At 52.3% G+C, this 12,324-nt stretch carries 10 protein-coding genes and 1 tRNA gene; 1 reads left to right on the top strand and 10 read right to left on the bottom strand.

The window, feature by feature from the left end:
- Nucleotides 1–32 precede the first annotated feature (32 nt).
- The 7 genes from BLQ36_RS11365 to BLQ36_RS11335 form a co-directional block, all read right to left on the bottom strand.
- Entirely contained in the window at nucleotides 33–341 is a 309-nt protein-coding gene (locus BLQ36_RS11365; RefSeq protein WP_143558760.1) for a metal-sensing transcriptional repressor, read from the bottom strand.
- 146 nt (nucleotides 342–487) lie between these two features.
- Entirely contained in the window at nucleotides 488–1,528 is a 1,041-nt protein-coding gene (locus BLQ36_RS11360; RefSeq protein ID WP_074515701.1) for an HD domain-containing phosphohydrolase, read from the bottom strand.
- A 118-nt stretch (nucleotides 1,529–1,646) separates the two neighbouring features.
- The gene (locus BLQ36_RS11355) at nucleotides 1,647–3,344 is read right to left on the bottom strand and encodes a hypothetical protein (RefSeq protein WP_074515700.1); all 1,698 of its coding nucleotides are present in this window, start codon (nucleotides 3,342–3,344) and stop codon (nucleotides 1,647–1,649) included.
- Between the two features lie 13 nt (nucleotides 3,345–3,357).
- Entirely contained in the window at nucleotides 3,358–4,263 is a 906-nt protein-coding gene (locus tag BLQ36_RS11350) for an AAA family ATPase (RefSeq protein ID WP_074515699.1), read from the bottom strand.
- A complete protein-coding gene (locus BLQ36_RS11345; RefSeq protein ID WP_074515698.1) occupies nucleotides 4,260–5,243 on the bottom strand; it encodes a hypothetical protein in 984 nt (327 codons plus the stop codon). The genes BLQ36_RS11350 and BLQ36_RS11345 overlap by 4 nt, the downstream gene beginning before the upstream one ends.
- Before the next feature lie 190 nt (nucleotides 5,244–5,433).
- A tRNA-Thr gene (locus tag BLQ36_RS11340) sits at nucleotides 5,434–5,509 on the bottom strand.
- 81 nt (nucleotides 5,510–5,590) lie between these two features.
- On the bottom strand, nucleotides 5,591–6,163 hold the full coding sequence (locus tag BLQ36_RS11335; RefSeq protein ID WP_074515697.1) for a hypothetical protein: 573 nt from the start codon (nucleotides 6,161–6,163) through the stop codon (nucleotides 5,591–5,593).
- A gap of 169 nt (nucleotides 6,164–6,332) precedes the next feature.
- Between BLQ36_RS11335 and BLQ36_RS13605 the strand changes: the two genes are divergently transcribed.
- A complete protein-coding gene (locus BLQ36_RS13605; RefSeq protein ID WP_318260982.1) occupies nucleotides 6,333–7,541 on the top strand; it encodes a chemotaxis protein CheB in 1,209 nt (402 codons plus the stop codon).
- Between the two features lie 43 nt (nucleotides 7,542–7,584).
- On the opposite strand, the gene BLQ36_RS11320 is transcribed toward BLQ36_RS13605, so the two are convergent.
- From BLQ36_RS11320 to rnr, 3 genes are all read right to left on the bottom strand, one after another.
- Nucleotides 7,585–8,937: an amino acid permease gene (locus BLQ36_RS11320; protein WP_074515696.1), complete on the bottom strand. Its 1,353-nt coding sequence runs from the start codon at nucleotides 8,935–8,937 to the stop codon at nucleotides 7,585–7,587.
- Nucleotides 8,938–9,046: 109 nt separating this feature from the next.
- Nucleotides 9,047–9,520 carry an SsrA-binding protein SmpB gene (gene smpB, locus BLQ36_RS11315; RefSeq protein ID WP_033171037.1) on the bottom strand — a complete coding sequence of 158 codons (474 nt, stop codon included), beginning with the start codon at nucleotides 9,518–9,520 and terminating at the stop codon, nucleotides 9,047–9,049.
- A 34-nt stretch (nucleotides 9,521–9,554) separates the two neighbouring features.
- Nucleotides 9,555–12,281 (bottom strand): ribonuclease R, encoded by a 2,727-nt coding sequence (gene rnr / locus BLQ36_RS11310; protein ID WP_074515695.1) that lies wholly within the window; start codon nucleotides 12,279–12,281, stop codon nucleotides 9,555–9,557.
- Between the last annotated feature and the right edge of the window lie 43 nt (nucleotides 12,282–12,324).

The raw sequence follows: 12,324 nt of genomic DNA, 5'->3' as shown, positions 1-12,324 counted from the left end.
CGTTCTCCTTCCTTACCGGAGCCGGCCATCCATTATTTCATGACTTTTTGCAAGAGACCGCAAAGTTCCTCCACCACTTCGTCATTGCCTGCGCGGATGTCCTCCACCACACAGCTATGGATATGCTGACTTAAAAGCTCCTTGGTAAACGCATTCAGTGCCGACTGCACCGCGCTGACCTGGGTCAGGATATCGACACAGTAGCGATCCTCATCCACCATTTTGTGGATACCGCGTATCTGCCCTTCAATCCGGTTCAGCCGGCGCACCAGACACTTGTATTCCTCACCATCTTTATCCCGAAATTTATGCTTTATGCCGCCACAGCAGCCGCAGGGCATAGTTTTCGCTTCGCTCATTTTCTCTCTCCTAATCACTCTGTTAATATACCCCCTATAGGTATATTAACTCATTCCGTTCCATAACGCAAGAAAAACCCGCCGATCTTGCGAATCAGCGGGTTTTATCCCATACAATTTTTTAGCAATTAGCGCTCGTGCAGCATATAGTCTTCATCTTCATCGATAATCTGCAGCATCACATCGGCAAATTCCGGGTCAAACTGGGAATTGCGCCCTTTGGCGATTTCTGCCCGAACCACATTCTGCGGCAAGATGTCGCGGTAACTGCGTTTAGACGTCATAGCATCATAGGCATCGGCCACCGCAATGATGCGGGCATAAATGGGAATCTCCTTCCCCTTCTTGCCATCCGGATACCCTGTTCCGTCAAATCGTTCATGATGAGACCGCGCCCCAATGGTAAGTTCTGGGAACTCCGCCACCAGCTCCAGAATTTCTGACCCGATAACCGTATGTTCCTTTATCCGATCATACTCTTCATCGGTAAGCCGGTCTGGCTTGTTGATGATTGCCTCCGGCACACCAATCTTGCCGATGTCATGAAGCAGTCCCATAAAATAAAGCTTCTGCTGCTCTTCTTCTGTCCATCCCAACTTATAGGCGATGTGGCGGGAATAGCGCCCCACCCGCTGGGAATGACCACGGGTATAGGCATCCTTGGCATCAATGGTTTTCGCCAGGGCCATAACCGTTTCCTCAAACAGCCTTTGGCTCGACGCCAACCGCTCTTCCGCCAGATGGGTCTGGCGTCTGACTTCACTGCGCAAATGACGGTGCAGGTATTCCAACTCCAGGACCTGCTCCACCTTTTTCACCACAATGATGGGCACAAAGGGCTTGCGCACAATCTCAAAGGCCCCAGCCATAATGCTGGCGGCCTCGGCCTTCTGACTCTGGTCCATCGTCATCATGATAACCGGAATGTCCTTGAACCGTTCATCCTCGCGGATGCGCCTTAGCACCTCAAACCCATCCATATCCGGCAATTCATCGGCTAAAAGCACCAAGTCCGGCCGCTTCTGCTCCACATACGCCAATCCAGCGCTGCCAGCCGCCACACCAAAGAAATTAACACGGGAGGCTAACACATTCCTTAACTTTGTGCGGTCCTCTTCTCTGCCATCCACTGCCAGCACCAAAGACTGCCGCATCTGCTCCATTTGCATATATCCATTTCACCCGTTAAAAATCCTTACACATGTAAATAACGATAAATCACCTCTCTATTTTGCCCTTTTTCCCACAAAAAAGCAAGTTTCGTATCCGAAGCATCCGCATTTATCCTCAGTCCATGCTTATCTGCTGCTCCACCAATCCGGCCACGGTTTCTGCCAAGCATTCAATCGAGGAAATGGCAACGGCTTGTTTGCCGTATATTTCCCGGGCCGCTATTTCTGCCCCCTGGCCCATCAGCACACTATTGACCAAAGCCACCAGCTTTACCCCATGACGCCGCAAAGATTTCACCGCCGCTGCTGTATCCTCCATGGCCGTCTTATCCATATAGCGATGACTTCTTCCCGCCCCTGCCGGAACGTCCAGCGCATCACTGGGATGGGCATCCGTCAGCACCATCAGCAACTGACGACGTTTTTTCTCCTGGGGAAGTAATTTTTCAGCCGCCAAGAGGGCCAGCCCATCCCGATTCCAGCCACCGGTACGATAAGCAAAGATTCTCTGCCCATCCCGTTCCGCCAACGATTTCAACTGGCAAAATACCGTTACCCCCTTTACGCTGCAAAAGGAATAGACCTGAACGGGAATCCGGCAGTCTGCCAAAGCTCCGGCAATCGCATAAGTCTGCGCGGCAATCATCCCCTGTTGTTCCCGACGCGACTCCGAAGCATCCAGCAGCAGCGTAACGGCAAAATCCCCTTTAGGCTCCTCCTGATACTGCCAAAAAACGCTAGGGTCATGCAGAAAAACACCTCGCCAAGCCCTAGCCGGCGCAAAGACACCTTGCCGCCCAGATATTTGTTGCGGTTGATGATGAACCAACAGGCAATTTTGCAGCGAAGCGCGAAGATGCCGCCGGCACAGTTCATACTGCCGCTGGTGCCCCCGCCAAAAGGCGCGATTTTCTCGGCTGGCATCGTTCTCGCTGCCAATGGCAAAATACAAATGAGCCCGTTGATGATTTCCCCGGCACAAGGAAACCTCCAACTCCAGCCGCACCGATTCGGCAAAAAGGGGGTTGCCATAAATTGCCGTAAGCTCTGCCAGCTTTGCCGCCAGCGGATCACGGCTCCAGCCCGAAATACTGCCCTCGTCATTTCCCAGTCCCCCAGCTGCATCAGCCTGCCGCCAAGGGCGAATCGAAAATTCCCGCTGCCCCTCCAGCGAAAACAACCGCCGCAGCCACTGCTGCCAGCGATTGCTCAAAATGATATGCCAGCTCCGCCGCCGGCCTGCCGTAAAGCGGAAAATAAAAAACCGCCGCAATATCTGGTCCGTCCGGGCAATGATTTCCTCAGTGGTTAATTCTGCCGAATAATCCAAAGCCTCGTAGAGCTTCCTATCCCAAGGATTGCGTATGCCAGGCGGCTCTCCTAAAATTTCCCGACAGCGCCCAGCCTTCAAGGTATGGATGATTTCACTGCGCATCATGAGCTGCTGCATGGATACATCAACCGAATCCAGCAAAAAGCGCCGGGCATGCTCCCGGCGCAGTTCTTCAAGGACCGGGCGATTCGGCAATTCCCTTTTATAAATTGCCTGCTCTAACCCCAGCCACAAAATATCTTCAAACACACTTGACAGGATTGACTGGTCAAGCTGGCAAACATACGCCGCCAACTTCTCCGCATCATAGAAGCGATGCGCAAAACCGATAATCGAATTCAAATAAAGGTCCGGCGTACCATCTTCCTGAAATGCCAAAAAAGCGGGAGAAAAACCATATTCTCCCGCCGCCGTCCAAACGATGTTCATAGCCCGGCGCTGCCGGAACTCACGATTTCCCTCTCGTTTTGACGCCTTCATCTTATCGCTCCCATCAAGCGAATAACGCTGCCGGCTCCATTTTTTCCGGAATCCGCAGCGCCACGGTATCCCGCACCAGTTCGCGTTCGCTTTCATCAAAACACTTATGGATGATTCCCATTGACAAGGCTGGATACACCCCTAAACCAAACTCCATCAGCCGAATTGCATCGAGGAGCCCGCGGATATCCACCGACTTGCTGCTGATTTCCCCATTCTCGCACTTCTGTTGCAAATCCGCAAAGAGCTCCACCAAGAGCCGCCTGCCTTTGGCCGTTAGTCGTGGAAATTCCGCCCCCATCAACCGCTCCAAATCATCAGCGCCAATCGGCGGAAGCTGAAGCACGACAAAGCGTGAAGTCAACGCCTCGTTGAGCTCCCGCGTCCCCGCATAGCCATAATTCATCGTGGCGATAAACCGTGTCGCCGGGTGGAGCTGCAAACGCCCATAGCCTGGAACATCCAGAATCCGGCGAAAATCCAGCAGCGAGTGAAGCACTGCCAGCGCTTCATTCCGGGCCATATTGATTTCATCCAACACCCCAAAGCCACCGGCTTCGGCACATTCGTAAACAGGTCCCGGGCGAAACTCCACGGCCCCATTGCGGAAGGTATCCGTTCCCAAGAGATAGGCTGAATCCATATTAATATGGAAAGAAATATTCCAATCGGGGCGGCCAAAAGCTGCCGCCAGATTCTCAGCCAGCACGTTTTTCCCCGTTGCTTTCGGCCCCACCAGCAGCAGGTTTTCGCCGGCCACGATAGCCGTAACCGCCTGTTCCAAAACCTCCCGCCCGTAATAGCGGTATCGCGGTTTTGCCACCAGCCGCTTTCCCTGCCACGGATACTGCTGCCGATAGCGGTCTACCTCCGCCAGCAGCGATTCACGCAATCCCTGTTCTTGCCAAAATTCTCTCATGGTCTTTCATAATCTCCCCTGATGGCCCCAATTAACACATCCCGAAGAATCTGTTCCAGCGAACTTTGCCGCCGGGATGGATAAGCCTTTTCCTTCGCTCGGGCAAGGGCCGCCTCCATCTCCCCATCGGTCTTATCCGACGCATCCCAGGCAGTTTTTATTTCTGCATAGGCATCCTTCCACTGCCGACGGTCGTAATAAATGAGCCCGCGATAGTAATGCGCCCTCCATACCGGATAAATACTATCATCATGGGGCGTGCTCTGTGCCAAGCCAAAATCCTCCAAGGCCCGGGAATCGTAATTTAACTCATAATAGGCCCGACCGCGCAGATAATAGGCGTAAGCCAAGGGGCTATCCGTTACCGACGCATCGCGAATCACACCCCCTAAGGTGTCAATTGCCCGATGCTGCTCCCCGCGCTGAATCATGGCAACACAGCGGTCAAAAATCGCCCCGAGCCCATACTGATTTTCCAGCTTTGTTCCTAGCGTATCCTTTTCCTTGCCACTGGCCCGCCGGTATTTTTCCAGCAATTCTTCATTTTGCCGTTTGAGCTCATCCCGTTCCTTTTGCAATTTTTCCAGTTCACTGCGCTTTTCCATCATGGCTTTCAAATCGAGATGTTCCGTATCAATCTCCGCGGTAATCGTCACAGTATACCGCCATACATCACCATCAAGCTCCGGCCTGGCCTTTTCATCGGTCACCTTGAGCACCGCGCCGGAAATGACTTTCACATCGTCTTCCGTCAGCTGCATATTCTGGGTCTTCGAATAACTTTCCACATAGACGCCGGCCTTCTCCACCGCTGTCCGCATTGCTTCCTGCCTGGCAGCATCTTTGGCAATCTTCGGCGAATCATTTTCTCCCATGATATAAACACCGTTTGCCGTGATGATTTGGGGCGCTGCCTCCCCGGCAACAGCTCCCATCAGGAGCAGGCAGAACATGAAAAATCCCATTATATACTTTCCCATTGCAAACACCTTCTCCGTGCACCTTACAATAAACCTATCTTCCTCTTTATCTTACGAAAATTAGTTGACAAAGTCATTAATCTCATTTTATATTTCTATTAGATTTTCTCCGTTCCGCACCGAAATCCTGCCCCACCAAAGCCTGACATACAAAAAAGGCCTCCGATTTCTCGGTAGCTTAGGCTTTCTATGGAGCTGATTATAGGACTTGAACCTACGACCTGCTCATTACGAATGAGCTGCTCTACCAACTGAGCTAAATCAGCAATTTGTCAGGTACTCCATAACTGACAGAACTTATTATAAGGGATGCGAATCATCCTGTCAATACTTAAATCATATTTTTCTTAGAGACGGCGAACGCCAAACCAATCACAGCTGTCATCCCAGAAGGCCTGGGTCTGGAAATCCGTACGGCCATAGCTGTTGGTGCTGGTGATTACCAGCTGCTGATCAACGATGCGGGAGGAAAGCTTGTGCCAACGATCTACGCGGAAACCGATATTGGCCAGGCTGTTCCAAGAAATATACGTAGTCCAAAGCCCGTTATGCTTGCCCACGAGCCAGTAACCGCAGTTCTTATCATTAACGCCATGAGTCGCCGTGATTTCAAACAGGCGCATCCCCGGATCAGTCGTCTCGATTGCACGGACATTGAAATCCACTCCCGTGTACCGGCCATCAAAACTATTGAAGGACAGATAGTCTTTCTCGCCATCAGCACTCATCAGACGCATAACACGGCCATCCGAAACGAATTTTATCTTCTGTCCATCCTGATCCGTCGCCGTTACGGTTTTATCCGCAATGGTCATGCTCTGGCTGATGCCGGTTACTACCATTGCATCTGCCTGTCCCTGAGAAAACACCATCGTAGCAGCAATGCCGGCTGCCGCCAATAATTTACTGATCCGATTCATAATGCTAACACTCCTATCATGATTCCCTGTTGAATATTTCTGGAATCTATTTTATCATCCACAATACATAATTCAACATCGGTCTTCATATTCCTTCTTTTCAGTGATAACATTCTTATGCTACAATGAATTCGAATAAACAACCAAGAATAGCACTGAGAGGTACGATATGCAGGGGCTTCGTATATTGCTTATCGAAAACTCCATATATTTCCAGGACACCTGTGCCCAGGAACTGCTCAAGCGGCTGCCTGCTGGCAGTCTGGTGGAAAAAAACGCCGACCCGGTTGACGTCAAGGCAAAAATTCAACTTTTCCGGCCCATGGTCATCATCATGAATTTTGCCATGTCCGTCATCACCATGGATGGCAACCAACTACTGCCAAGCTTCGCCAGCCAATATCCTCATATTCCCATCATTACCTATGGGCTGATGGATACCAGCAAAAAAACAGCACTGAGTTTTGGTGCCTTTGCTTATCTGAAAAAACCGGGACCGGAACAATCCCTAGAGGGATTTTATGAGGAACTTGTCCGGCTAACCGCCGATGCTGCCGCAGCTTCCACCAGCGCACCGTCCACCAATGTAGGGCCAGGAGCAATGGTCACCAAAGAGCTATGGACGGCAGCTATGCCCAAAAAGGGCTGGCTCCCGCTGGCACCACCGACGCCGGCTGCACCAGCGGTGCAATCGGAGCCGGCAGCTGCTGCGCCAATAACGCAGCCAACTCCCCCCATAAAGACCATACCACCATCCGCCCCAACGCCCGAGGAACCAAAACCGATATTTATCCCCGCGGCCAACAAACAAGCAATTCAACTGATAGCCATCGGCTCTTCCACCGGTGGAACCGAAGCCCTGTCTTCCATTTTGACACACCTTCGTCCGCCGCTCCCCGGCATTGTCATCGTCCAGCACATTCCGCCGATGTTCTCGCGGCTTTTGGCGCAGCGCCTCAATGATGAATGCGTCCTCACGGTCAAGGAGGGAGCTACCGGTGACATCGTCCGCCCGGGCCACGTCTATATCGCCCCAGGCAACAAGCACATGACCGTCCATCGCTGTGGCGGACAGATTATGCTGGACTGCTCTCCCGGGGAACCAGTCCATAGCTGCTGCCCATCGGTAGATGTCCTGTTTGACTCTGTCGCCCAGGAAATAGGTGCCGGAGCCCTCGGCGTGATTCTCACCGGCATGGGAAAAGATGGGGCGGAGGGACTGCTGCACATGCGGCAAAAGGGATCGCCCACCTTGGGGCAGGACCAGCAAAGCTGTATCGTCTACGGCATGCCAAAAGCCGCCTTTGACTCCGGTGCCGTTGAACATCAGGTATCATTGCGCGATATGCCACGGGCCATCACCCAAACCGCCCGCTAATTAAATCGATCAATCAAAAATGCCAGCTGCAAGCTGGCATTTTTTATCCCTTTTGGTGATTTCGTTCGCGATAACAATAGCCCAGCCACAAAACCAGCAGCCAGACAGGCAACAGATATACCGCCAATTCCATATCAGGAATCTGCAGCATAAAGTACCAGACCCCTACGAGGAACAAGATGCAAACATAGTTGATGAACGGATACAGCGGGGATTGGAACTTCGTCTTCTTCCCCTGTTTCTGGCAATATTTCCGGAACTTGAGATGGGTAATGGTAATGGTCATCCAGCTGATGGTCGCCGCAATGGTCGCAATGGACATCAGATACATGAAAATCTTTCCCGGGAAGAAGTAATTAAGGGCCACACAGATAAGGGTGATTCCCGAAGAGACGAAGATTCCCTTTACCGGCACCCCGCGCCCGGAAAGCTGTCCCAAAAACTCCGGGGCTTCATCTTTAGAGGCTAAACCGTAAAGCATGCGGCTGTTGCTGTATATGGCCGAATTGTAGACCGATACGGCAGCCGTCAAAACGACAAAGTTTAAGATATGCGCTGCCGCTACCACCCCCACATTGGAGAAAATCTGCACAAAGGGGCTGGCATCAACACCGACTTGGTTCCAGGGCCAGAGGGCCATAAGAACCGCCATCGTGCCAACATAAAAGAGCAAGATGCGCCAAATAACCTGATTGATAGCCCGTGGAATCGTCTTATCGGGATTTTCTGCTTCACCGGCCGTAATGCCGATAAGCTCGATGCCACCAAAGGAGAACATGACTACTGCCGTAGCCATTGCAAGGCCCCACCAGCCATTGGGCAGGAAGCCACCGTTTGCCCAGATGTTGCGGAAATTATCCGGAAAACTGAGCGGACCACTGAACAAAAGATAAAGTCCCAGCACAATCATCAGCACAATCGCGGCAATCTTGATAAGCGCCATCCAAAACTCAAACTCGCCATAGAGTTTGACGTTTATGAGGTTTACCGCCGTGATGACCACCAGGCAGATAAACGCCGCAATCCACTGCGGCAAATCCGGATACCAGAACTGCATATAGATGCCCACAGCCGTAAGTTCCGCCATGGAAACCAGCACGTAGTTGAACCAGTAATTCCAACCGGACAAAAACCCTGGGAACTTGCCCCAATATTTCGTGGCATAATGGCTAAAGGAGCCCGAGACCGGTTCATCAACGGCCATCTCTCCCAACATGCGCATGATAAAAAAGATAACGATACCCCCCAGCAAATAAGCCAGCATAACCGCAGGCCCCGCCAGGGCAATCGTCGACGTCGACCCATAAAAAAGCCCCGTGCCAATAGCGCCGCCCAGCGCTATCATCTGCAGGTGACGATTTTTGAGGCCACGTTTCATTTTCGTCGGTTCACTCATACATTCATCTCCAAATAAAAAGAATACCTTCCCATTATAGCATTTTCCCTTATCCCTTTACAACATTACAGAAATAAAAAGACGAGGAGCCATGCTCCTCGTCTTCTCGTCAAAACCGCTGACGTTCTTTCAGTGCACGTTCTACATCGCGTTTTGCCGCCTTAGCCTGCAGGTCCTGACGCTTATCGTAATTGTGTTTGCCGCTTGCCAGGGCCAATTCCAATTTAGCCTTGCCGTGCTTGAAATACACTTTAAGCGGCACCAGCGTATAACCCTTTTCCCGGGTCTTGCTGAAGAGTTTGATGATTTCCGCCTTGTGCATCAACAGTTTTCTGGTGCGAAGCGGGTCATGATTGAAGATATTTCCCTGCTCATACGGGCTGATATGCATATGTTCAACGAATATCTCGTTATTCTTGATAACGGCATAACTGTCCTTGAGATTTGCCTTGCCAGCCCGCAGGGACTTGACCTCAGTCCCTTGCAGTGCCAGCCCCGTCTCAAAAGTCTCATGAATGAAATAGTCATGACGGGCCTTGCGGTTCTCACAGGCAATCTTGATAGGGATGTTCTGCTTACCCAATGATTATCACCTTACTTCCCTATGGGAATACTGATTATTTGCTGTTGGCCGTACCGCCTTCGGTCTTGCGATGGGGACGCGGACGGCGTTTCGGTGCCTTTTTCGCCTTCTCTTTCTCCTGACGGGCTTCTTCCCGCATTTTGCGCTCATGATACCCCGGCGGGTCCGGCCAAACGGCACTGTTGAGCCCCGTCACATAGACGCGATGGTAGTCCCCCTCTTTGCCGCCACGCCGCTCGTCGCGGTTGCGGCTGCGGTCACCGCCCTGTTCCTGGGGACGGGCAGCCTTTTCAGGACGCTTGCGCTCCTTTTTCTTCGGCTGCTGATTTTCCTGCTTCGGCAGCTTTTCGCCAGAGGCACCGCGTTTCTTGCCCCGGGAGCCGCGAGATTTTTTCTTGGGCTTTTCGGCCTCCAAATCCGTTACCATAGCCTCAGCAATGATATCCTCAGCCGCCACTTTTTTCTTATCCTTGCGGCCACCGCGTTTATCGGTGTTTTTGGTCTCTTTTTTGCCGTTATTCTTATCTTTTTTGTTCTTTTTGCCGTTCTTGCTGCCTTTTTCCTTGCCCTTGCCAGCATTGCGGCCACCCCGGAGGGCATTTTTCATGGCCTCTGGGTCATAGGCACCATTGTCTTTCAGCACAAAGTCAAGGTTGCGTTCCTCGACGCTGGCACGCACCAGCACCACTTCAACCTCATCGCCGAGGCGGTATTTCGCCTGGCTGCGTTCCCCCACCATGGCATACTGTTCCTCAACATATTCGTAATAGTCGTTGACCATCGTAGAAACATGAACCAGCCCCTCGACACCATTATCAAGCTCCACGAAGATGCCAAAGGCCGTCACGCCACTGATGACGCCGGAGAATTCTTCCCCGACGAACTGCGCCATATACTCAATCTTTTTCATATCGGTAGTCTCGCGTTCGGCCTCGATGGCAACGCGCTCACGCTGAGAAGCATGATCTGCCGTCTCTGGCAAGACCGACTTGAGTTTTGCCTGACGAGCTGCTGGAAGCGTGCCCGTAGCAAAAGTCTCCCGCAGCAGCCGGTGAACGATGAGATCCGGGTAGCGGCGAATCGGCGATGTGAAATGCGTGTAATAGCGGGCTGCCAAACCGAAATGCCCCAGGCTCAGCTCTGAGTATCGTGCCTGCTGCATGGAACGCAGGGCTACCGTGCTGATGATGCGCTCCTCAGGACGGCCTTCGACCTTTTCGAGGACCTTCTGTACATCCATGGGTTTAATCTGCCCCGCCTCGTCCTGACGGACGAACAAGCCGAAGGCACCCAGCAGATTGTTGAGCCGCTCGATTTTTTCCGTGGTCGGCTGCTCATGCACGCGGTACATAAAGGGCAGATTTTTCGTGTCCATGTGACGGGCCACCGTCTCATTAGCTGCCAGCATGCATTCCTCGATAATCGACTCAGCCAGGGAACCTTCGCGTTTAATCAAAGCCACCGGATGGCCCTTTTCATCGAGCTTGACTTTTACCTCGGGCAGGTCAAAGTCAATGGAACCACGGCGATGGCGCTTTGCCTTCAAGACGTTGCGCAGTTCCGCCAACGTCGTGAGCATCGAATGGATGTCGTGATTATCCGACAGGAAGGGTTCTTCCTTGTTGACCAATACTTTGTTGACGATGTTATAAGTCAAACGGCGGTATACGTGGATAACCGTCGGCAGAATTTCATAGCTAGTAATTTCACCCTCGGGGGAAATCTGCATCTCACAGGCCATCGACAGGCGGTCGACGCCTGCATTAAGGCTGCAAATACCATTGGAAAGTTCCTTCGGGAGCATGGGAATAACCCGGTCAACTAGATAGACACTCGTACCACGGGCATAAGCCTCACGATCAAGGGGCTGATTCTCCCGGACATACCAGCTGACATCGGCAATATAGACGCCAAGGAAGAAGGAACCATCCTCATTCTTGCGGGCATAAACACCATCGTCCAAATCCTTGGAATCCTCGCCATCCACCGTCACAATGGGAAGATCACGACGGTCAGCCCGGCCACGGTATTCCTCTGGCGACGGCTCCTGCTCCACCGCATCGGCAGCTGCCTGGACATCCTCGGGGAAGGTCTCCGACAGCTCATACTGGCGCATAACCGACAGAACATCGACACCAGGCTCGCCGACTTTACCTAACACCTCGATTACATCGCCTTCAGCACTGCGCCGTCCATCCGGCCACTTCGTAATCTTTACGACAACCTTGCTGCCAGTTTTCGCACCATGGAAAAACTTCTTCGGCACAAAAATATCCTGGGTGAGCTTCGTATTATCCGGCGTCACAAAACCAAAAGTCTTGCTGCTCTCAAAGGTACCAACGATTTTCTCATTGGCCCGCTCGAGGATGCGGACAATCTCACCCTCCCGCGAACGGCCCGGCTGTTCCGACGGCGTGACCCGTGCCACCACCCGATCGCCGTGCATCGCAGAACCAATCCCCGGCCCCGGCACGAATACGTCCGTTTCCTCTTCCGATTCGCGTACATCCGGGATGATGAAACCAAAGCCCTTGGCCGTCATCGAGATACGCCCCACCACCAAATGCATGCGGCTCGGCACACCGTAGAGATCGCTGCGGTTCTTGATAATGGCACCTTCCTGCTCCAGTTCCTCCAGTGCCTGTTCAAACTGCACCAGTTCCTCCGGAGTGAGGTTCATTTCCTCAGCCAAATCCTCGGCCAGCAATGGTTTATAGGCATCTTCACGCATATACGCAACAATTCGTTCTTTTAAATCCATATACTTTCTTTTTCTCCCTTTTCCTAAAGCGCCCGCGCGGCGC

Source organism: Selenomonas sp. WCT3 (assembly GCA_900100835.1).
GTDB classification, from domain to species: Bacteria; Bacillota; Negativicutes; order Selenomonadales; family Selenomonadaceae; genus Selenomonas_A; species Selenomonas_A ruminantium_E.
Note: the sequence above shows the minus strand (reverse complement) of the source record. Positions and strands in the feature narration are given on the sequence as shown.

Coding starts and splice junctions, on each gene's coding strand:
- BLQ36_RS11365 (WP_143558760.1), bottom strand. CDS start 341: ATGCCCTGCGGCTGCTGTGGCGGCATAAAGCATAAATTTCGGGATAAA.
- BLQ36_RS11360 (WP_074515701.1), bottom strand. CDS start 1,528: ATGCAAATGGAGCAGATGCGGCAGTCTTTGGTGCTGGCAGTGGATGGC.
- BLQ36_RS11355 (WP_074515700.1), bottom strand. CDS start 3,344: ATGAAGGCGTCAAAACGAGAGGGAAATCGTGAGTTCCGGCAGCGCCGG.
- BLQ36_RS11350 (WP_074515699.1), bottom strand. CDS start 4,263: ATGAGAGAATTTTGGCAAGAACAGGGATTGCGTGAATCGCTGCTGGCG.
- BLQ36_RS11345 (WP_074515698.1), bottom strand. CDS start 5,243: ATGGGAAAGTATATAATGGGATTTTTCATGTTCTGCCTGCTCCTGATG.
- BLQ36_RS11335 (WP_074515697.1), bottom strand. CDS start 6,163: ATGAATCGGATCAGTAAATTATTGGCGGCAGCCGGCATTGCTGCTACG.
- BLQ36_RS13605 (WP_318260982.1), top strand. CDS start 6,333: ATGCAGGGGCTTCGTATATTGCTTATCGAAAACTCCATATATTTCCAG.
- BLQ36_RS11320 (WP_074515696.1), bottom strand. CDS start 8,937: ATGAGTGAACCGACGAAAATGAAACGTGGCCTCAAAAATCGTCACCTG.
- rnr (WP_074515695.1), bottom strand. CDS start 12,281: ATGGATTTAAAAGAACGAATTGTTGCGTATATGCGTGAAGATGCCTAT.